Origin of the sequence: Methylomonas sp. DH-1 (genome assembly GCF_046097555.1) — a bacterium.
GTDB lineage: Bacteria > Pseudomonadota > Gammaproteobacteria > Methylococcales > Methylomonadaceae > Methylomonas > Methylomonas koyamae.
On sequence record NZ_CP143089.1, the window covers coordinates 3,653,472 to 3,673,778 of the forward strand.

The 20,307-nt window shown below is 58.8% G+C and carries 25 protein-coding genes; 10 read left to right on the forward strand and 15 right to left on the reverse strand.

Annotated features, from left to right (window positions below):
* Positions 1-38: 38 nt before the first annotated feature.
* Positions 39-248, reverse strand: a complete 210-nt coding sequence (locus VXJ35_RS16630) for a heavy-metal-associated domain-containing protein (protein ID WP_064022420.1) — start codon at positions 246-248, stop codon at positions 39-41.
* A 119-nt stretch (positions 249-367) separates the two neighbouring features.
* Here VXJ35_RS16630 and VXJ35_RS16635 point away from each other — a divergent pair, with 119 nt between their 5' ends.
* The 4 genes from VXJ35_RS16635 to mutM are packed head-to-tail and all read left to right on the forward strand — an operon-like array spanning position 368 to position 3,488.
* On the forward strand, positions 368-1,573 hold the full coding sequence (locus VXJ35_RS16635) for an EAL and HDOD domain-containing protein (protein ID WP_064022421.1): 1,206 nt from the start codon (positions 368-370) through the stop codon (positions 1,571-1,573).
* 27 nt (positions 1,574-1,600) lie between these two features.
* Complete coding sequence (locus VXJ35_RS16640; protein ID WP_064022422.1) at positions 1,601-2,038, forward strand: rhodanese-like domain-containing protein; 438 nt, start codon at positions 1,601-1,603, stop codon at positions 2,036-2,038.
* A 1-nt stretch (position 2,039) separates the two neighbouring features.
* A complete protein-coding gene (hflD, locus tag VXJ35_RS16645; RefSeq protein WP_054761188.1) occupies positions 2,040-2,663 on the forward strand; it encodes a high frequency lysogenization protein HflD in 624 nt (207 codons plus the stop codon).
* Positions 2,664-2,672: 9 nt separating this feature from the next.
* A complete protein-coding gene (gene mutM / locus VXJ35_RS16650) occupies positions 2,673-3,488 on the forward strand; it encodes a bifunctional DNA-formamidopyrimidine glycosylase/DNA-(apurinic or apyrimidinic site) lyase (RefSeq protein ID WP_064022423.1) in 816 nt (271 codons plus the stop codon).
* Between the two features lie 8 nt (positions 3,489-3,496).
* Here the strand turns inward: mutM and VXJ35_RS16655 are convergent, their stop codons facing one another.
* Complete coding sequence (locus tag VXJ35_RS16655; protein ID WP_064022424.1) at positions 3,497-5,170, reverse strand: fused response regulator/phosphatase; 1,674 nt, start codon at positions 5,168-5,170, stop codon at positions 3,497-3,499.
* Positions 5,171-5,299: 129 nt separating this feature from the next.
* Between VXJ35_RS16655 and VXJ35_RS16660 the strand changes: the two genes are divergently transcribed.
* Positions 5,300-5,665, forward strand: a complete 366-nt coding sequence (locus VXJ35_RS16660; RefSeq protein WP_064022425.1) for a DUF6164 family protein — start codon at positions 5,300-5,302, stop codon at positions 5,663-5,665.
* Here VXJ35_RS16660 and VXJ35_RS16665 read toward each other — a convergent pair.
* The 5 genes from VXJ35_RS16665 to VXJ35_RS16685 are packed head-to-tail and all read right to left on the reverse strand — an operon-like array spanning position 5,662 to position 8,812.
* On the reverse strand, positions 5,662-5,901 hold the full coding sequence (locus tag VXJ35_RS16665) for a TIGR02647 family protein (protein WP_054761180.1): 240 nt from the start codon (positions 5,899-5,901) through the stop codon (positions 5,662-5,664). The genes VXJ35_RS16660 and VXJ35_RS16665 overlap by 4 nt on opposite strands.
* Before the next feature lie 22 nt (positions 5,902-5,923).
* Positions 5,924-6,697 carry a DUF3530 family protein gene (locus tag VXJ35_RS16670; RefSeq protein ID WP_064022426.1) on the reverse strand — a complete coding sequence of 258 codons (774 nt, stop codon included), beginning with the start codon at positions 6,695-6,697 and terminating at the stop codon, positions 5,924-5,926.
* A 5-nt stretch (positions 6,698-6,702) separates the two neighbouring features.
* Complete coding sequence (locus tag VXJ35_RS16675; protein WP_064022427.1) at positions 6,703-7,770, reverse strand: AI-2E family transporter; 1,068 nt, start codon at positions 7,768-7,770, stop codon at positions 6,703-6,705.
* A gap of 24 nt (positions 7,771-7,794) precedes the next feature.
* Positions 7,795-8,430: a DedA family protein gene (locus VXJ35_RS16680; RefSeq protein WP_064022428.1), complete on the reverse strand. Its 636-nt coding sequence runs from the start codon at positions 8,428-8,430 to the stop codon at positions 7,795-7,797.
* 52 nt (positions 8,431-8,482) lie between these two features.
* The gene (locus VXJ35_RS16685) at positions 8,483-8,812 is read right to left on the reverse strand and encodes a cold shock domain-containing protein (RefSeq protein ID WP_054761174.1); all 330 of its coding nucleotides are present in this window, start codon (positions 8,810-8,812) and stop codon (positions 8,483-8,485) included.
* Between the two features lie 52 nt (positions 8,813-8,864).
* Here VXJ35_RS16685 and VXJ35_RS16690 point away from each other — a divergent pair, with 52 nt between their 5' ends.
* Positions 8,865-9,062: a hypothetical protein gene (locus VXJ35_RS16690; RefSeq protein ID WP_064022429.1), complete on the forward strand. Its 198-nt coding sequence runs from the start codon at positions 8,865-8,867 to the stop codon at positions 9,060-9,062.
* A 21-nt stretch (positions 9,063-9,083) separates the two neighbouring features.
* Here VXJ35_RS16690 and VXJ35_RS16695 read toward each other — a convergent pair whose 3' ends face one another.
* The 6 genes from VXJ35_RS16695 to VXJ35_RS16720 form a co-directional block, all read right to left on the reverse strand.
* On the reverse strand, positions 9,084-9,446 hold the full coding sequence (locus VXJ35_RS16695; protein ID WP_054761170.1) for a hypothetical protein: 363 nt from the start codon (positions 9,444-9,446) through the stop codon (positions 9,084-9,086).
* Between the two features lie 106 nt (positions 9,447-9,552).
* A complete protein-coding gene (locus VXJ35_RS16700) occupies positions 9,553-9,963 on the reverse strand; it encodes a ketosteroid isomerase-related protein (protein ID WP_064022430.1) in 411 nt (136 codons plus the stop codon).
* Positions 9,964-10,025: 62 nt separating this feature from the next.
* The gene (gene cobO, locus VXJ35_RS16705) at positions 10,026-10,562 is read right to left on the reverse strand and encodes a cob(I)yrinic acid a,c-diamide adenosyltransferase (protein WP_054761216.1); all 537 of its coding nucleotides are present in this window, start codon (positions 10,560-10,562) and stop codon (positions 10,026-10,028) included.
* Between the two features lie 110 nt (positions 10,563-10,672).
* Positions 10,673-10,933 (reverse strand): SemiSWEET transporter, encoded by a 261-nt coding sequence (locus tag VXJ35_RS16710; RefSeq protein WP_064022431.1) that lies wholly within the window; start codon positions 10,931-10,933, stop codon positions 10,673-10,675.
* 6 nt (positions 10,934-10,939) lie between these two features.
* Positions 10,940-11,134 (reverse strand): hypothetical protein, encoded by a 195-nt coding sequence (locus VXJ35_RS16715; protein ID WP_064022432.1) that lies wholly within the window; start codon positions 11,132-11,134, stop codon positions 10,940-10,942.
* Positions 11,135-11,139: 5 nt separating this feature from the next.
* A complete protein-coding gene (locus VXJ35_RS16720; RefSeq protein ID WP_064022433.1) occupies positions 11,140-13,458 on the reverse strand; it encodes a DNA translocase FtsK in 2,319 nt (772 codons plus the stop codon).
* A gap of 171 nt (positions 13,459-13,629) precedes the next feature.
* Here VXJ35_RS16720 and trxB point away from each other — a divergent pair, with 171 nt between their 5' ends.
* Positions 13,630-14,586: a thioredoxin-disulfide reductase gene (gene trxB, locus VXJ35_RS16725; protein ID WP_054761214.1), complete on the forward strand. Its 957-nt coding sequence runs from the start codon at positions 13,630-13,632 to the stop codon at positions 14,584-14,586.
* A gap of 150 nt (positions 14,587-14,736) precedes the next feature.
* Here trxB and VXJ35_RS16730 read toward each other — a convergent pair whose 3' ends face one another.
* Positions 14,737-15,309 carry an isoprenylcysteine carboxylmethyltransferase family protein gene (locus tag VXJ35_RS16730; RefSeq protein ID WP_064022434.1) on the reverse strand — a complete coding sequence of 191 codons (573 nt, stop codon included), beginning with the start codon at positions 15,307-15,309 and terminating at the stop codon, positions 14,737-14,739.
* Positions 15,310-15,393: 84 nt separating this feature from the next.
* Here VXJ35_RS16730 and VXJ35_RS16735 point away from each other — a divergent pair, with 84 nt between their 5' ends.
* From VXJ35_RS16735 to VXJ35_RS16745, 3 genes are all read left to right on the forward strand, one after another.
* Positions 15,394-16,089, forward strand: coding sequence for an ABC transporter ATP-binding protein (locus VXJ35_RS16735; RefSeq protein ID WP_064022435.1), 696 nt, complete (start codon positions 15,394-15,396; stop codon positions 16,087-16,089).
* A complete protein-coding gene (locus VXJ35_RS16740) occupies positions 16,086-18,497 on the forward strand; it encodes an FtsX-like permease family protein (protein WP_064022436.1) in 2,412 nt (803 codons plus the stop codon). Before VXJ35_RS16735 ends, VXJ35_RS16740 begins: the two co-directional genes overlap by 4 nt.
* 223 nt (positions 18,498-18,720) lie before the next feature.
* Entirely contained in the window at positions 18,721-19,854 is a 1,134-nt protein-coding gene (locus VXJ35_RS16745) for a methyl-accepting chemotaxis protein (RefSeq protein ID WP_064022437.1), read from the forward strand.
* Between the two features lie 23 nt (positions 19,855-19,877).
* Here VXJ35_RS16745 and VXJ35_RS16750 read toward each other — a convergent pair whose 3' ends face one another.
* A complete protein-coding gene (locus tag VXJ35_RS16750) occupies positions 19,878-20,282 on the reverse strand; it encodes a hypothetical protein (RefSeq protein ID WP_064022438.1) in 405 nt (134 codons plus the stop codon).
* Between the last annotated feature and the right edge of the window lie 25 nt (positions 20,283-20,307).

A 20,307-nucleotide genomic window follows, 5' to 3' on the forward strand; every position in this document is an offset into this window, starting at 1 on the left:
CTCGAGCGCCGGCAGCGTCGCCTGCTGCCAGTAGAAAATTATTCGACCTTGAAACCGGCGTCGACGATGGTGTCTTCGATCTCGTCGAGACTGGTCTGGTCCGGATCGAATTCGACGCCTACCTGCTTGTCCTGGTGCGATGCCTTGACCGATTTGACGCCGGGCAGCGCCGAAACCTTGCTGACGATGGTATTTTCGCAACCGCCGCATTTCATGCCGGTGATGGTTAACGTTGCTGATTCGGACATTGTTCCTCCTGTGGTTGGTAAAGACGCGTCCAGCCTCAATCTCGACTAAATCTCGGCTTACGTGATATAAGGCGCGACGTAGCAGCATCATAGTGCAATGATCGGGAGCCCGTAAATAAATGACAGATTTTCTGATTGGCCGGCAACAGATACTGGACCGGCAACTGAATACCTTCGCTTACGAAATTCTGTTCCGCGGCACCGATTTCGACCTCAACTTGAAAGATGGGGCCGCCAACGCCACCAAACAAGTCATCAGCGACACGCTACTGGAAATCGGTCTGAACGACTTGGTCGGCCCGCACAAGGCCTTCATCAACTTCACGACTCAGAATATTCTGGATAAAGTGCCGTTGCATCTGCCGAAAGACCGCATCGTGGTCGAAGTGCTGGAGAGCGTGGCGGTCGACGCCGAGATCGTCGCCAACTTGCGGGAACTGTCGCAACTCGGCTACACGCTGGCGCTGGACGACTTCGTGCTGGCGCCGGAATGGCTGCCGCTGCTCGAATTCGCCGACATCATCAAGATCGACGTGATGGCCGACACGCTGGAGGCGACCCGCACATTGATAGACCAGCTCCGACCTTACAACCTGACCTTGCTGGCGGAAAAAGTCGAAACCCACAGCCAGTTCGAAACCCTGCGCGATTGGGGTTGCCAGTTATTCCAGGGTTTTTTCTTCAGCAAACCCAATCTGGTGGAAGGCAAACGCCTCGGCGTCAGCCAGACCGCAACCTTGCAATTGCTGGCCACGGTCAATAAACCCGATGTCAGTTTCGCCGAAATCAGCGGTATCATCTCGCAGGACGTCAGCATGAGTTTCAAGTTGCTGCACTACCTGAACTCGGCGTTTTTCGCGCTGCCGCAGAAAATCGAGTCGATCCAACACGCCGTGGTCTGTTTAGGCCTGGTCGAAATCAAGCGCTGGATCAACATCCTGACCTTGTCGGCGTTGTCGGACAAGCCGTCGTCGGTGCTGCAGAACGTGCTGATCCGGGCCAAAATGTGCGAACTGCTGGCCAAGGAAGCCAAAGACGACAGCGAACATTATTTCTTGATCGGCATGCTGTCCGGCCTGGACAGCCTGATGGATTCGCCTTTGCCGAAATTGCTGGAACAATTGCCGCTGGCGCAGGAAATCAACGACGCCGTGCTGCACCATCGCGGCCCCGCCGGCGAAGCGTTAAAATTCTGCATCGCGTACGAACGCTGGGAACCCGGCCTGAGCGCTTACCGCAACATCGCGCCGGAGCGCATCGCCAACATTTATTTGGAAAGCATCGACTGGTGGGCGACCCACATATCGCCGTTACTGGCCGGATAACACTTCATTGACTGGTATGTATCGACTATGAAACGCAAATTACCCCTGTTCTGCCTGGCCGCGTTGTTGTCGGCCAGCCTGCACGCCGCCGAACTCGGCGAACTCGACACCGAACAACTCGGCGCGATGCAACAAAACCAAAGCGCGCTGGTGGTAGACATCCGCACGCCGCAGGAATGGCAGGCCACCGGCCTGATTCCGGGCAGCCACAAGCTGCAATCGTTCGATGCCGACGGTAAATTCGACCAGGCAAAATGGCTGGCCGACCTGGAGAAATTGAAAACTTCGCCCGACCAACCGGTGGTTCTGGTGTGCCGCTCCGGCAACCGCAGCGCCAAAGTCGGCAAAATGCTGAGCGAACAGCCCGGCATGGCCAAGGTTTACCATTTGAACAACGGCATCCAGTCCTGGATCCGTTCCGGCCGGCCGGTAGCGCCGGATTGCCTAGCCAGCGCCTGCAACTGATATGGCGCTGTACACGCTCACCAACCAGACCATCGCGCTGGCCGGCATCGCCCAGACCTGTTCGCTGGTACAGCAACTGGCGACGGCCGGCGCCTGCCAAAGCACCGCTTTGGAAGCCAGCATCGGCAGCCTGTTGAAAATCGACTCGGATAGCGTCGCCGATGTTTACGGCGGTCTGGCCGGCGTCCGCCACGGCCTGGAGCAATTGCAGACCCAATTGGGCAGCAGGGCCTTGGCCAATCCGGAACAAGCCCGCTATGCCGCGCAACTGGTCTACCTGCAAAAGCGGCTGGCCGGCAAGCCGGAGATGTTGGACAGCATCCGGGCCGGAGTCGGCCGGGCCCAGGCCCAGGCCGAGCATTTCGGCGTATTGCACGAAAACGTACTGGCCAATCTGGCCGACGTTTACCACAGCACGATCAGCACGCTGCAGCCGAGGATCATGGTCCAGGGCGATCCGCAGCATTTGGGCAACCAAGGCACCGTCAACAAAATTCGCGCCGTGCTGCTGGCCGGCATCCGTTCCGCTCACCTCTGGCGCCAGTGCGGCGGTAGCCGCTGGAAATTGTTGTTGGCCCGGCAGAAAATCCGCCACGAAGCCCAATTCCTGTTAACCCAAATCTGAAGCGCCGCGATGCCGGAATTACCCGAGGTCGAAACCAGCCGGCGCGGCATCGCGCCGCATATTCTGGGCAAAACGTTCAAGGCGGTCGAGGTACGCGAGCCGCGCTTGCGCTGGCCGGTTTCGGCCGAAATCGGCGCGGTTCTGCCCGGCCAAACTCTGCGCTCGGTCGAGCGCCGCGGCAAATACCTGTTGCTCGGCGCCGAAACCGGAACGCTGATTCTGCATCTGGGCATGTCCGGTAATTTGCGGATCACGGCGCCCGACCAGTTGCCCGGCAAACACGACCACGTCGATTTCGTATTTGCCGACGATACGGTGTTGCGGTTCAACGACCAGCGCAAATTCGGCGCGGCGCTGTGGACTTCTGCCGATCCGCTGCAGCACCCGCTGCTGGCGGAGCTGGGGCCTGAGCCGTTATCGGCCGAATTCGACGCGGCATATTTGCAACGGCGCGCCGGCCAACGCTCAGCGTGCATCAAAAGCCTGATCATGGACAGCCACATTGTGGTCGGCGTCGGCAATATTTACGCCAGCGAATCGTTATTTCTGGCGGGCGTGCTGCCGACGCGCGCGGCCGGAAGTTTGCAAACGGCAGAGTTCGAACGTCTGGCGGCCTCGATCAAAACCGTACTGGGCAAAGCCATCGAACAAGGCGGCACCACGCTGCGCGACTTTACCAACGCCGAGGGCAAACCCGGCTATTTCAAACAGGCATTGGCCGTCTACGGCCGCGGCGGCGAACCCTGCCGAACCTGCGCCGAACCGGTCCGGCATTTGAAAATCGGCCAACGCGCCAGTTATTACTGCGGCCGCTGCCAGTGCTGAGCTTCGGCTTAAGCCTGCCAATCGAACACGGCCGTGACCCGGTTACCGCATCCGTGGTAGGTCACGCTGCTGCAAAGCTTTTCCAATAGGGCAATGCCGCGCCCGCTGTAGCCGAAATTGTGTTGCAACTCGGTACGGCACCGGCGCCAGTCGAAGCCGCTGCCGCTGTCGGCGACCTTGATCGTCAGCCGCCCGCCGGCCGCGGTGGGTTGGTGGGCAAACAACAGGCGAATTTTGCCGTGCGCCTGGGTTTGCAAGCGTTGCTGTTTCAATTCGTAAAAGCGCAGGAAACCCTCGGGACTATCCTTGTCGGCGGAATCCAGTTGCAGCAGGCCATGGTCCAAAGCGTTACTGAACAACTCGTTGACGATCATGAATATCGCCTGGCGATGGGCCTGCAAGCACTGAAGCTCCAACAAAGTATTGACCAGCAGCGGAACCGGGTTGCTGCTGCGCAGGCTGTCGATATCGAACTCCATCATCTGTTTCCAGGCCATCGCCGCCAATCTATTGCCGGCAGTGCGGTCCCGGCTGCTACGCCACGGTGCGCTGTCGACCGCGCAATGCAGAATCGCCATCGTGTTGTCGTCTTTCCGCAGGCCGCCGCCGGTATGTTCCGACAGCCGGCTTTGCAGCAGTTCGAAGTCGCCGGCCGGACTTTGCAGGATGGCCTGCAATACGCGTTCGGCGCCGAACAATTCGCCCAGCGCGTTTTCCGCCTCGAAAACGCCGTCGGTCAACAAATACAAACTTTCGTGCTCGCCGACCCGGTGCAGTTGCGGATTGGGCCGGATCGCCGGCTGGATCCCGAGCGGGATATTGTTGGAGGTTATGGTCCGGTAACTTTTATCGATACGGTTGACCAGATAATGGTCCGGCAAACCGCAGGCGATGGTTTTTAGCGTCGAACCCTCGGGGTACAGTGCGACCAGCGTCGCCGCCAGGAAGCGATTGGCCGGCAGCAACCGATACAGTTTCGCGTTGATCTCCGCGGCGATGTCTTCGATATCGAAGCCTTTGCGGGACATGCCGTAAAACATGTCCGCCAGCGGCGGCGTTGCAATCGACGCCGCCAAGCCGTGGCCGGTGAAATCGCCCAATAGCAGGTGCAAATGGTCTTCCGGCGTTTTCGCCACCAACACCAGATCGCCGTTGAACAGGGCCATCGGCGACATCGACACGGCAACCGCCTCGGTTTCCAGAAAATCGGCTTTAAGCACGTTGTTGAACAATTTGGCGGCCACTTCGTGCTCGAGGTCGGCGGCCTGCCAGTAGCCCAACAATTGGTTTTTTTGCTCGCGCTCGCGCCGGTACAGTTCGCGCAAACGTAGCGAAGAGCGGATTTTGAACAACAACAAGCCGAAGTGGACCGGCCTGAACAATACCGTATCGACGTCTGCGGCGGCGCACTGCTCCAGGACGGTATCGCTGATCGATTCGCTGATGCGGACGATAGGCAGATAGCTGTCGGCCGCTTCGCGAAGCTCGGCCATTTTCCGCCAAGGCCAATCGCGGCAACTGGCGATCAATAGATCGGCCGGCCGCGCTTCGACCAGAGCCAAAGCCTCCTCGACCGATGTCGCCGGCCAACAGGCGTAGCCTTGGCCGGCCAGCAGGCGTTGTAAATTATCGGCCTCCGCATCGGCGCCGGCATCCCGGAAAAACACGATTGCTGTTTGCATGTTCGGCGAAAATCGAACGTATCGTTTACATTTCGGCCAATTCGGCGGGAACGGCGTATTGCCATTCGCAACAGGCGCGGGTTTACGGCTGGCTTATAATGGCAGCCCCTAAACCCCGACCCAGCAGCCATGGCGATACTATTTTTTTCACTCCGCGGCGTCCCGGCCGACGAAATCGAGGAAGTCCGGCAACTGTTGGCCGATAACGCCATCGAATTCTACGAAACGTCGGCCGGCACCTGGGGCACGTCGCTGGCGGCGATCTGGCTTCACCACGCCGAGGATCTACCGGCGGCGAACGAATTGTTCGACCGCTACCAGACCCAGCGCGCATTGACCCAGCGGGCGTATTACCAAGCCCTGAAAAGCAGCGGCGCGGCGGTCGGGTTTTGGCGTCACAATCTGGCGCGGCCGCTACGTTTCGTCGGATTGAGCATAGCCATAGCGCTGGTCGCTTTCGTCTCGCTGAAATGGCTGTTCGAGTTGGGCCTTTAAGGCGCCGTCGACAATATCGCCAAAGCCCGCTGAGCGTGTTCGGCGGCTTCGATGCCGAGGTCGGTCAAATAACCGCCGTCGGCCTGCGAAATCAAACCCTTGCCGAACAGGCGCCGGGCAGCCTCGATCAATTCCGGATCGGCATTGCCGTGCACTTTGACGCCTTCTTGCGCGCTGGCCAAGTTGAACAGCGATAAAAATCGGATTTCCGCGACCAGTTCTTCGTTGAATAACATGCTGATTCCCCTGTTGTTATGGTTATTTTTCGTTGGCTGTTACGGCCAGCCAAGCATAAATCCGCTTCAGCAGCAGATTGTGTTCTTGTAGATATGCATGCCCCTCGCCTTCGACGCGGATTTGCCGGTACACCGGGTTATCCTTGCCGGCCATGCGCCGTTGCCAGGCGCTGCCGAGCACGGCGGGCAGGTCGAATTCGGCATACACATCGAGAAACGGTAAGCCGATCCGTTTGATCTGCTCCAGGCTTTGCCCCTGAGGCAGAGGATAGTCGGCAACCGGCAGGCTGATTGCGGCGAAAGCCATGACGCCGTCCGGTTTGCCGCTGAGCCGGTAAAGCGCCATCGCCGCACCGACGCCGTAACCGACCACGGCGATCCGTTTGGCACCGCCCTGCTGCAAGTAGGCGACGGCCGCATCGATCCGCGCTGCCGCTTCGTCGAACAGTGCAAAGTATTCGTCAAGACCGGCGCCGGTCTCCCGCACCGGCATTTGTATGGCCAACACCGCCCAGCCGTGTTGCGGCAAACTCGAGCGCAGGCCGCACACCACCGGACCTTGGTCGGGATGGCCGCCCATATCGTGCAACACGATAACGGCATCGCGGTTGTCGGTTTTTTCGGCGTCGCTATAAAGCCCCAGGAAAGTCCGGCTCTCGGCCTGTAGCCAAACCGCACGGCCGGCTGCCAACTGACGTTGGATTTGTTCGGCGTAATCCTGTTCGCGGCGCGGGTCGCCGGTGGCGGGCAGCGCCGCCGCCAAGCAGAAAATCGCGAACGCCGGCCCGAAACGCAAGACGGCTAACCGTTGCTGTAGAAACCGCTGAAGGTGTAACGCTCGTGGATGTGGCGCAACAGCACCATCACCACCGATGCTACCGGCAAAGCCAATAACACTCCCAAAAAACCGAACAGCCGGCCGCCGGCCATGACCGCGAACATCACCGCGACCGGATGCAGGCCGATCTTGTTACCGACCAGCCAAGGTGTCAGCAACATGCCTTCGATGCTTTGGCCGACCGCAAACACGGCAACCACCGGTAACAAGTGCATCGCGTCCTGGAATTGCAGCAAGGCCGACATGCAGGCAAAGACGATGCCGGTGATCGCTCCCATGTAGGGCACGAAACTGACCAAGCCGGCCATCATACCGATGACCAAAGCCAATTCCAGATCGACCAGCCATAAACCGAAACTGTAGATGCCGCCCAAAGCCAGCATCACGTAAAACTGGCCGCGCATGAAGGCGCCCAACACGTCGTCGGCTTCCGCGGCCAATTTCGCCACGGTGCCGGCCGCGCGGCGCGGAAACAAATCGTGGATTCTTCTGACTAACTCGTCCCAATCGCGCAGCAGGTAAAAGGTGATGACCGGAATCAGCACCAAATTCATGATCCAGCCGATCAACACCGCGCCGGAATGCGACACCGATTCCAGCAGATTTTCGCCGACGCCGCCGTTTTGCCAGTGGTTCTTGATCATGTTCAGCAACTGTTCTTCGCGCAGCGGGCGGATGCTGCGGCCAAAGTATTTTTGCAGATCGGGAATCACCGCCTTGTTGATCCAATTCAAGTAGGACGGCAATTTATCGATGAACTCGCCGATCTGGTATTCCAACGCCGGAATGATGACGACCAGCAGCGCCGCAATCGTGAAAATGATGCCGGAAAACACGACAACCACGGCCAGGGTACGATTCAGGCGCCAGCCGCGTAATTGCAAAGTTTCCAGCCGGTCGACCAAGGGGTCGCCCAGATAAGCCAGAATCGCGGCGACCGCGAACGGCATCAATACCGGGGCCAGCAAATAGAGCAAAGCGCCGAATACGGCAACGAAAGCCAATAACAACCACTTCTGCGAATCGCTCATTTCCACACCGTTTCTCCGCTGGATTTAATTTTCCGGTTGTTTGCGCGCTTTCCAGAGCTCGATTGCAATAGGCGTGACCGACATCAGTACGATGGCCAGAATCGCCAGCTCGAAATTCTGTTTGACGATCGGAATGTTGCCGAAAAAATAGCCGGCAAACACGCAAATCAAGACCCAAGCCAAGCCGCCCACCACATTGTAAAGAATGAAATAAGCGTAGGGCATGCGGCCGATGCCGGCGACGAACGGCGCAAAGGTGCGGACGATCGGCACAAAGCGCGCCAGCACGATGGTTTTGGCGCCGTAGATTTCGTAAAAGCTTTGCGCCCGCCCCAGATGTTGCCGGTTGACCCAGCTCAACGAGTAAGCGCGTTTGCCGATGCTGCGGCCGATCCAGTAATTGACGGTGTCGCCCAACACGGCGGCTACGCTCATGATGCCGAGCAGCATCGGCAGATTCAGCGCATCCACCGCAACGAAGGCGCCGGCGGCAAACAGCAAGGAATCGCCGGGCAGAAACGGCATCACGACAAAACCGGTTTCGACAAAGATCACGGCAAACAAGATCGCATAGGTCACGGCGCCGTATTCGCCGATCAACTCGGCCAGATGCTTATCGATATGTAACAAAACGTCGAGCAGGTAATGTAGCCAATCCATCTGTAATCTCTGAAATCCTGGAAATAGTGCAGTAATACGCCGGCCGGCCGAGTTACCGGTAGAAATAAGCCGCGGCCGCCGCGCTGATCAAGCCCAGCAACAGCGCAACCAGCCAACGCCAGACTTTAACGGGCTTGGATGGGGCTGCCTCCTGATAGGCCACGCCTTCGATGCTGGCGTCAACCGCCTTCAATTTGCCATCGGCTTCGCGAGCCACCCGGTAGACTATCACGTCACCCCTTAACGGCCGCCGCGCCATGCCTTTCAGCGAAGAGATATGGATAAAAATGTCCTTGTCGCCGCTATCCGGCTGAATGAAGCCGAAACCTCTGTCGTCTTTCCAGGTTTTTAAAACACCTTTGTGGACGGTGCTATCCGCCATATCGATTCACCTCTTAAATTACGAACTGGATTTGTAGGGAACTCCGCTGCCGATGCAGCAGATTAACGTCGCCCGTATTTTGGGCGAAATGCGCGACAATGCGGTTAAGCCGGATCGATCCGGCCGCAAGCGCGAAAATGGAATAGGGTCGCAAGGCTGGCAAATTCGCAAAGTGCAAGTCACCGTCCCGGTCTGCCTCGGCAATAATCCGCGCAGAACCTACCGAGACGAAAACGGCGTTTACGCTTAAGCGCATAAACGCCGTCTGCACTCAAATTTTCTTGTCGATCAAAACCTTATCGTCTATGACCAACTTAGATACGCCGCCCAGCGACAAATGCAGCGTGCAGGACGCGGTTTTAAAGTTGGAGCCCGGTTCGCCCACCCATTCCATCGTCACGTAAGTGGCTTTATCGGTATCGGTCTTGGACGGGAAATAAACCTGGGTGCCGGTTTTGTTTTGAATCAATTTCGGGCATTTTTGGTTGGCCATTTCCTGCATGGCGACCAAAGAACGGATCTGCGACGCGGCTTCCTTCTCTTCGTTGCTTTGCTCCTTGCTGGCGCCAACCAGAATGAAACCGATCACAAATACACCCAGTACAGCGATCATAGCTTTTTGTATTTCACCCATTGTTGCTCTCCTCTGTTTGTAGTTATTCTCAAAGCAAATCCGAAACCTCAGGTTTCGGATTCTAAGCTAAATGGCCGGTAGCGGCAATGAGCCGGCAACGGAGCGTTTAGGCCTGCGGATCGACCTGGGCAATCCAGTCGCCGAGATTGTAGTAATTGGTGATGCGGGCGACTTTACCGTCGCGGATTTCGAAGAACGCGCCGGCCGGCAGGCGGTAAGTCTGGCCGTTGGCTTCCGGCAGGCCTTCGTCGGTATTCAGGTATTCGCCCAACACGACGAATTCGGCGGCGCCGCGGCTACCGTCGGCATTGGCCATGACCACCATGTCCACCAACTGCTCCTTATAGTGGTGATTCATTTTTTTCATGAATTCGGCAAACGCGGCCTTGCCCTGTTCGCGGCCGCCTTGATTGATGTCGTGCACCACGTCGTCGGTCAACAAGCTCAGGAAAGTCTCCATGTCGCCGTCGTTGAATGCTTGATAGTACTTTTTGATCAATTCGATTGCTTGTTGCATAGTGGTCTGTGCCTGAATGGAAAAAGGCGGCAATTTTGCCAGAAGCCCGGTTTTTTTTCAGCTTAAAATTCAACGCCCTGCTCGGCTTTGATTCCGGCTTGAAAGGCGTGTTTGACCCGGGTCATTTCGGTGACGGTGTCGGCGATCTCGACCACTTCCGGCGCCGCGTTGCGCCCGGTCAACACCAAGTGCAGCCAGCCGGGCTTGTGTTGGCGGATGAAATCGGCGATTTCCTGGCCGCTGATCCAGCCGTAGCCGCAGCAGTAATTGATTTCGTCCAAAACCACCAAATCGAATTGTTCCGACAGGATTTTCTGTTTGGCAAATTCCCAAATCTCGCGGCTGGTCTTAATGTCCTGCTCTGGATTTTTGGTATCCCAGGTAAAGCCGTCGCCCAGGGCGTGCCACTCGATTTCCTCGAAGCGGGCGGCCGCTTTCTGTTCGCCGGTCTGCCACTGGCCCTTGATGAACTGGATCACGCAAACCTTCATGCCCCAACCCGCGGCGCGAAACACCATGCCGAACGCGCTGGACGATTTGCCCTTTCCCTCGCCGGTATGTACCAATACCAGGCCGTGTCGTTTTTCTCTTACTTTCATGCTGCAGCCTTCGCCATCCCTACGGTTAAAGGGCGCGCATTGTAACAAGTAATTGTTGCCGCTACCGGTTTCCGCCAAACCGATTGCGGCGGTAACGAAAAACTCCGGTTCTATTTCCGCAACGAATTATGCAACTTAACCGCCAGTATCGCTGCGGCCAATAAAAACGTCACGGCGTTGGCGACGATGATCGCCCAGTTCGCCAGCAACACGCCGTAAATCAACCAGCACAGCACGCCCAGCGTGAACAGGCTGTACATGCCCAAAGACAGCGACGAAGTATCGCGGGTTTTGACGGTCATGACCGCCTGCGGCAAAAACGAGGCCGTCGTCAGCGCCGCGGCCAGATAGCCTATCCAATCGGAATTCATAAAAAATCAAACGCCAAAACGTTGCCAGCCCAAATAGGCCAACACCGCCAATATCAGTAAAGAAAAAGCCAGCCCCCAAAAATAACCGACGAACAGCATGACTTTAACCGGTTTTTCGACGGGCTTGTTGCGGCACAGCAGCCAACCACCCAAGGCCGATACGGCAAGAATAGCCAGCAAAGCACCGATGGCCGGATTCATACGCGTCAGCGCGGCGGCGGCGCCAACACTTCGCGCGAGCCGTTGGTTTCCGGCGGACTGACCACACCGGCGTTTTCCATGTCTTCGATAATCCGCGCCGCACGGTTATAGCCGATTTTGAAGCGGCGCTGCACACTGGATATAGACGCCTTGCGCGACTCGGTAACAAAAGCGACTGCCTCGTCGTACAACGGATCGGACTCGCTCTCGTCGCCGTCCGCACTCGCCACTTCGCCGCTGTCGGTACGCTCCTGGGTAATCTCGTCCAGATAGTCGGTCGGGCCGGTCTTTTTCATGAACTCGACTACCCGATGCACTTCGTGGTCGTCGACGAAGGCGCCATGAGCGCGCAGCGGAATGCTGGTGCCCGACGGCAGAAACAGCATGTCGCCATTGCCCAGCAAGGCTTCGGCGCCACCTTGGTCGATAATGGTCCGGGAGTCGATCCGCGACGACACCTGGAACGAAATCCGGGTCGGCACGTTGGCCTTGATTAAGCCGGTCAAGACGTCGACCGAAGGCCGCTGGGTCGCCAACACCAAATGGATGCCGGCGGCACGAGCTTTTTGCGCCAGCCGGGCGATCAGTTCCTCGACCTTCTTGCCCACCACCATCATCATGTCGGCCAGCTCGTCGATGATAATGACGATACTGGGCAACGTAGTCAGATAGGGATAATCGTCCAGCGGAATCGGCGTTTGCGGGTTGAACAGCGGATCGCGGATCGGCTGGCCGGCCGCATCGGCTTCCTTAACCGCATGGTTGTAACCGGCCAGATTGCGCACGCCGACTTTGGACATCAATTTATAGCGCCGCTCCATTTCCGCTACGGCCCAACGCAACGCGTTTTGGGCGTCCTTCATGTCGGTGACGACCGGGGTCAGCAAATGCGGAATGCCTTCGTACACCGACAGCTCCAGCATTTTCGGGTCGATCATGATCATGCGCACGTCTTCCGGCTTGGCTTTGTACAGCAAGCTCAGAATCATGGTGTTGATCGCGACCGACTTACCGGAACCGGTGGTACCGGCCACCAGCGCATGCGGCATTTTGCCGAGATCGGCTACCACCGGCGTACCGGAAATATCCTTACCCATCGCAATGCTGAGTTTGGACTTGGCCCGCTCGAATTCGTCCGACACCAATAGATCGCGCAGCGACACCATCTCCCGCTCTTGGTTCGGAATCTCCAAACCGATTACCGATTTGCCTTCGATGATTTCGACGATGCGCACGCTGGTCACCGACAGGCCGCGCGCCAAGTCTTTGGCCAGACTGCTGATCCGGCTGACCTTGACCCCGGCCGCCAAACGCAATTCGAACCGGGTAATCACCGGTCCCGGCAGCACCGCTTCCACTTCGGCGGCGATGCCGTAATCTTGCAGCACGTCCTCGACCTGGCGCGAAATCTCTTCCAGCTCGGTTTTGGAATAGCGTTTGACCTTGATATCGCGCTTGTCGAGTAACGACAACGGCGGCAAGGCATTCAGGAATGCGCTGTCGTCCAGATTTTCCAGCACCTTGCTGTCCTTGCGCCGCGCCGGCCTGATGACCTCGGCCGCGCTGGCGTTGGCCTGCACGGTTTCCACAACCTGAATTTGCGGCTTGTTGCGCGGCGCCTCGTCGGCTCTGGCATCCGCTTTGGTTTCGGGTTTGCTGCGCACTTTTTTGGCTTCGGCGCGAACCGGTTTCTCGATGCTGCGGTAACGTTCGGCACCGGTGACAGCCTGGCGGCCGACCACGGAACAGGCGCTCATCGCGCATTTTCCGATCAAACTCATCACCATCAGCCAGGACAAGCCGGTGAACATCGTCACCCCGGTCATGAAAATGGCCAGCAGCAACAGCGTCGAGCCGGAGTTGCCTAACAAATGCACCAAGGCGTCGCCGATTTCCCGGCCCAGAATGCCGCCAGGACTCTCCGGCAAATCGACTTTGGTACGCAAAAAATGCAAGTGCAAGAACAAAATGGCCGAACCGGAAACGACGGTCGCCAGAAAACCGACCGAGCGCGCCGCGACCAACCATTGGCTGGCTTGCTGTTGGCTGGGACCTTGATAGACCATATAGCCGTACCAAAACACCATCACCGGGATCAGATAGGCCATCAAACCGAGAAAACTCAACACGAAATCGGCCAGCCAGGCGCCGAACACGCCGCAAGCGTTGCTGATCGATTGGTAGGACGTGCTGTGGCTCCAACCCGGATCGTTGGAGTTAAAAGTCAATAAGGCAATCAAAAAGAACAAGGCAAAACAGGAACAGCCCAGCAATGCGATTTCGCGATATCCTCGCGCGTCTTTCTCTTCCACAACAGCAACCATGGGTGACGGCTCACAATAAAAGTGTAACGAAAACTGGATTATAGATGATAAAAATCGATTTCACATTAGCTCAGTCGGCGCAGCCCGCAAAATCCCGGCATTCCGCCGGTTTAATCCGCGGGGGATTGCCCATATAATCTTTTCATCCTAACCCGCATGGAGATCGTGAAAATGGCTGCTGCCAAGCATTGCAAACTTTTAATCCTAGGTTCCGGCCCGGCCGGCTACACCGCAGCCGTTTACGCCGCGCGCGCCAACCTCAATCCGGTCATGATCACCGGCATGCAGCAAGGCGGACAATTGACCACCACCACCGAAGTCGACAACTGGCCCGGCGACGTCGACGGCGTCCAAGGCCCGGAATTGATGGACCGGATGTTGCGCCACGCCGAGCGTTTCAACACCGAGGTTATTTTCGACCACATCCACACCACCGATCTGTCGCAAAAACCGTTTACCTTGACCGGCGACGCCGGCGTTTACACCTGCGATGCGTTGATCATCGCCACCGGCGCCTCGGCCAAATATTTGGGGCTGGATTCCGAAGAAGCCTTCAAAGGTAAAGGCGTTTCCGCTTGCGCCACCTGCGACGGTTTTTTCTACCGCAACAAACCGGTCGCGGTGATCGGCGGCGGCAATACCGCGGTAGAAGAAGCCTTGTATCTGGCCAATATCGCCTCGGAAGTCATCGTCGTGCATCGGCGCGATAAATTCCGTTCCGAGAAAATCCTGTCCGACAAATTGATCGAGAAATCCAAATCCGGCAACGTGCGTATCGAATGGAACCACGAACTGGACGAGGTGTTAGGCGACGACATGGGCGTCACCGGCCTGCGCATCAAAAGCACGCAGGACGGCTCGACCAAGGAACTGGACGTACACGGCGTCTTTATCGCGATCGGCCACACGCCCAACACCGACATTTTCGCCGGCCAATTGGAAATGGACCACGGGTACATCGTGGTTAAAAGCGGCATCCACGGCAACGCCACCGCCACCAGCGTGCCGGGCGTATTCGCCGCCGGCGACGTGATGGACTCGCATTACAAACAAGCCATCACCTCGGCCGGCGCCGGCTGTATGGCGGCATTGGATGCAGAGAAATACCTGGACGATTTGTTCGGTTAAACCCTCCGCTGCGTTGCGGCCCGGCGCCGCAACGCCGTTTCAAGCCCCCTGACCAATCCGCTCAGCGGCCCGCCAAGTCTTAATGGCCCGAAACGCCCCATCCGCAGCGCCCAGTTCAGCGCCAATCCCAAGGTAAAACTTCGGCTTGTTTCAATAAAACCAGGGCAGCAAGCGCCAACGGTTGTTCCGGTACGCCCGGTATGCGTCGCCGAATTGCCGCTCCAACAAACGCTCTTCGATCTCGATCCGCCGCGCCAGCGCCCAAGCGGCCGGCAGCAACACACTGAGCAATGCCAGGCCGTCGCCCATGGCCAATCCGGCCGCGGCCAAAGCAATCAACAAACCGGTATAAGCCGGATGCCGCAGCACACGATAGGGCCCGTCCTCGACCAATCGATGGCCGTGCAAAATCGCTACATTCGTCGTAAAAAATCGGCCCAGACCGACCACCGCCGCATAACGCAAATACAAACCACCGGCAAATATCGCCAACGCCAGTATCTGCCGCGGCAGATAATCCAGCGGAATCGGCAGCCAGGCCAGTTGTTTGAACACCAGCGCCGACAACAATCCCAGCGTCACAAACAGCCACAGCCGGCGTTGCGAACGCCGCTCGCCGAAGGCGATTTCGCTATCCGGCGAACTCCGCCGCCGGGCCAGCCCGATCTCGGCCGCTACCCAAGCCAGAAACACCAAAAACCAGAAAACCCTCACCCAAACCATCGCCTGCCCTCCTCCGGCTAGCGGCAGAATCCTTTGCCTCGCGTCGCGTTACCTCGTGTAACATACCCCAATTTGCCTAGCGCCATGCAGCCGATTATCGAACTGAACCAGGTTTACAAGGATTACCCGCAAGCCGGCGGTCGGCAAACGGTCTTGCACGGCATCGATTTACGCATTGCCGCCGGCGAATTCGTCGCGATCGTCGGCCCGTCCGGTAACGGCAAATCCACGTTATTGAACCTGATCGCCGGCATCGACCACCCGAGCCGCGGCGAGATCATCGTCGCCGGCCACGCCCTGCAAAACCTCGGTAACGAACGGCTGGCGCGCTGGCGCGGCGAGCATGTCGGCATCGTATTCCAGTTCTTCCAACTGCTGCCGGCGCTGAGCCTGCTGCAAAACGTGATTCTGCCGATGGACTTCCTGGGCCGGCTGCCGAAAAGGCAACGCCGCGAGCGGGCACTGCAATTGCTGGACAGCGTCGGCTTGCTCGGCGCAGCGGACCGGCTGCCGAGCCAGGTATCCGGCGGCCAGCAGCAACGGGCCGCCATCGCCCGCGCCCTGGCCAACGACCCGCCGCTGATCGTCGCCGACGAGCCGACCGGCAATCTGGACAGCGCCAGCGCCGACTCGGTGTTCGATTTATTCAGCCATCTGCGCGACCGCGGCAAGACGCTGTTGATGGTCACCCACAACGAGGCGCTGGCCGACGCGGCCAGCCGCAAACTGGAAATTCGCGGCGGCCGGCTGCACGCCGACAGCCACCGGGAACCGCGTTGAGCGCGCTGGCCTACAAATTCCGCGCCGATTTGTGGCGCCATAAAGGCCGCAGTCTGCTCGCCGTCGCCAGCATCGCCATCGGCTTGTTTTGCGTCGGCACCATCTTCGGCATGATCGATTTATTGCTGGCAAAAATGGATGCCGCTCACCGCCAATCGCAACCTTCGCATATCAATATGCTACTGCGCAGCGCCGCCGATTCGGCGGTACTGGAGCGGATCGCGGCGCTGCCCGACATCGCCGGCGTCGAAGGGGTAAATCCGGTGGCGGTGCGCTTCCGTTCGACGGCGGACGCCGCTTGGCAAAACGCCAGCCTGATCGTCAGAACCGATTATGCCCACCAGCTTTACGACAGGACGGCCTTGGTTTCCGGCGACTGGCCGGCTGCGGGCAGACTGGCCATCGAAAACCTGTCGGCCCAACATACCGGGCTTGGCAGCGGTGCCAACCTGCAACTGCAAATCGAACGCGCTGAACTCAATTTTCCGCTCGATGGCGTGGTCCGCCACCCCTTCGTCAAACCCCCCAAATTCGGCGGCCAGACCGTGTTTTTTGCCTCCGCTGCGGATGCGGCCTTATTCGGGCTGGCCCCGCGCAGTTTTCGGCAATTGCTGGTACAGGTCAAGCCGCCTTACAGCGAGGACAAAGCTCGCGCCGCCGCGTCCCAAATCCGCAGCCTGCTCGCCGAACGCGGCGTCGCGGCCAACGCCACTTTATTGCAAGACCCGGACCGGCACTGGGGCCGGCCGTTTCTGGCCGGCATCAACGGCGTGCTGGAAATCATGGCTTTGGCGGCGTTGGCGCTGTCCGCCAGCCTGATCGCCAACACCGTCTCGGCCCATATCACCCAACAAACCGATCAGATCGGCGTGATGAAGGCGATCGGCGGCAGTAATCTCGCCATCGCCGGCTTGTACCTGAGCGAAACCTTGTTGCTGGCGATTGCCGCAATCGCGCTGGCCGCGCCGCCGGCGGCGCTGGCCGCCCATTTTGCTTCGTGCCGGCTGCTGGCCATCTTCGATATCGGTTGCGGCACATTCGAACTCCCCAACCGGGCACTGGCGTATCTGGCCGCCGGCGGCTTGCTGGTGCCGCTGGCCGCCGCCGTCGGGCCGGTGTGGCGCGGCGCGGCGATGACGGTGCGCGCCGCGATCGCAAGCTACGGCCTCGGCGCCGATTTCGGCAAAAGCCGGTTCGACGCCCGGTTACAAGGCCTGGCCGGCCGTTGGTTGCCTACCGTGTATGCCGCAGCGCTCGGCAATCTGTTCCGCCGCAAAACCCGGTTACTGTTGACGCAGAGCGTATTGGCCGTGGCCGGCGTCGCGTTTTTGAGCCTGGCTAGCCTGATCGCGTCGCTCAACCTGACCTTGGACAACGAAATGGCGCGCAGCCGGTATGCCTTGAAATTAGGCTTGGCCAGCGACCAACCCCGGCAAATACTGCAGGATGCGATCAAAACCGCCGATCCGGCCTGCAGCGTCGAAACCTGGCGCCGCCTACCGCTGGAACTGAGCGGCGACCAGGGCGTTTTCCGCCAGAAAGGCAGCCTGGGCCTGCAATTGCTGGCATTGCCGGCCGGCAGCGAGACTTACCGGCCGCGGATCGAGAGCGGCCGCTGGCTGCAAACCGACGACGCCGGCCGGGCAGTATTGGTGCTGAATGCCGAAACGGCGGCCTTGAACGGCATTAAAACCGGCGACACGGTCGCAGCGGCGATCGGCAGAGACCGCCAAACTTGGCAAGTCGTGGGTTTGTACCGCTGGCTGGCCGGCAGCCAATATGCCGTGGAACCGGTATACGCCCCGCTGGAAACGATAGAAAAAAACCTGGGCGGCGATACCGCATCGTTGGCGCTGGTCACGGCGCCGGTCGCCACTCTGCAGGACGAAACCGCGCTGCTGAGCCGGCTCAGCGAGATACTGCAGCAACGCGGCGTCGCGGCGGACATTTACAACACACACGGCCGGCTGGAACAGCGCGGATACGCCCGCAACCAATTTAAACCGGTGATTGGGGCCTTATCCGGCCTGGCGGCGATGCTGGCCGCGGTCGGCGGCATCGGCCTTTCCGGTACGCTGGCGATCGGCGTGCTGCAACGCAGCCGGGAAATCGGCGTGTTAAGGGCAATCGGCGCCCCATCGCCGACCCTGTTCCGGCTGTTCATGCTGGAAGGCTTGTTCCACGGCGTTCTGGCCTGGCTGATCAGCGTACCGCTGGCCTACCGGGCCGGCGCACCGCTGGCGAAACGGCTCGGCGAAACCATGTTCGGCCTGAGTCTGGACTATCGCTTCGACTTCGCCGCGGCCGGCTATTGGCTGGGCCTGATCTTACTGCTGGCCGCCGCGGCCTCGTGTTTCCCGGCGCGGAAAGCGGCAAAAATGGCGATCCAAGACTGCCTGTCGCATTGAGCGCCGGCTGCGGCCGTTCCAGGCACCTGCTTGCAGTTCGTAGCCCGGCTTGCGACCGCCGAAAAAGCGGAACTCGGCAGCAAAACGCCGGACCGTGGCGGTCGCGGCGGCTGCAGAAAGCGGCCGGGTAGCCGATAATGATGAATAACGACGAGCCGCAGCGACTGCTCGATCAAACCCATTTGCTACCGTAACTCAAGCTTTTATTACTCTCACCCGAATTATGTTCTCAATATTCAGCCGCAAACGCGAAATAGAAGAATTACAACAACATCTGGCTAAAGCGGAACAGCGCATCCAACTACAAAACAGCGAACTCGAACAACTGCGCCAGCGTGTGCAAGCAGCCGACAAAGCCAATTCCAGCCTGGAGCAGCAGTTGAACAGCCAGAACGGCACCGTGCGCCATTTACAGAATTTCGGCCAGTCGCTGGTGACGATGCAGGCCAGTTTGCTGACACTGGCCAACCGCCTGCGCGACGAAAAAGACAATGCCGTCGAAGCGCAAGGTATCTCGCTGGACAGCAGCAACGCCATCGAGCGCATTTCGAAAAACCTGGCCAACCTGGCCGACGCCTCCAGTTCCGCCGCGCAGCAGGCCGGATCGCTGGACCAAAGTTCGCGAGAAATTATCGGCGTCGTCAAACTGATTCACGATATTGCTGACCAAACCAATCTGTTGGCGTTAAACGCATCGATAGAATCGGCCCGTGCCGGCGAACAAGGCCGCGGTTTTGCCGTCGTCGCCGACGAAGTGCGGACGCTGGCGCAAAGAACTGCCGAGGCCACCAACAAAATCGCCAAACTGGCCGAGTCGATCCGCGTCGCCAGCGGCGGCACCCGCGACCAGATGAACTCGCTGGCCGAACAGTCGCGCAGCTTCAGCGAAGACGGCCAGCGCGCCACCGGCACGATGCGCGAATTGCTGGATTTTTCGGTGACGATGGAGAAAGTGGTCGCCGCGTCGTCGTTACGCAGCTTTTGCGAACTGGCGAAACTGGACCATCTGATTTACAAGTTCGAACTGTATAAAGTGCTGTTCCATTTATCGCAAAAATCGGTGCACGATTTTGCCCAACACACCGAATGCCGCTTGGGTAAATGGTATTACCAGGGCGAAGGCAGGGCCTGTTTTTCGCAATTGCCCGGTTACCACGACATCGAACAACCGCATATCGGCGTACACAGCAGCGCTATCAATGCGCTGAAAGCCCACGCCGCCGGCGACGTCGACACCATGTTGCGCGAGGTCGGCAATATGGAAGACGCCAGCTTGTTGGTGTTGTCGAATTTGGAAAAGATGGCGCACAGCGCCGAAGCGAACAGCAATTTGCTGTGCCAAGCCAAGCACGCCTGAATCGGCGGCGGTTGACCCGACCGCTAAAGCAAAGGGTCGGGTGCGAAGAAAATATTCGATAAATCGATGAAAATTTCGATCCGGTCGCCGCGCCGGCGTTCACGCTGCCTTTGCTCGGCAGCGACATCCTCTTCGCAGCCGCGGCGGCGGTCGTTCAGATCGTCCCGGAAATTGTAGGGCCGCACTAAGATTTCGCTGCCGTTGAAGGCTTTGCCGTTGAGCCGCTCTATGGCTCTGAGGCCGGACTGTTCCGAATCGAGCATGGCCAAACCGTGGTGTTCCAGCGCATTGGTGGTTTTGTCCCGAATCACCATGACCTCGGCTTTCAACACCTCGCCGCTGTCCGCTTCGCCACCGGCCGAGGCAATCAGGCTGTACAGTTCGTTGGGCCGGGAATTAACCGGAATATCTTTAAAAAACAAAATCATAAAGCGCTCGATGCCGTTGCGGCAG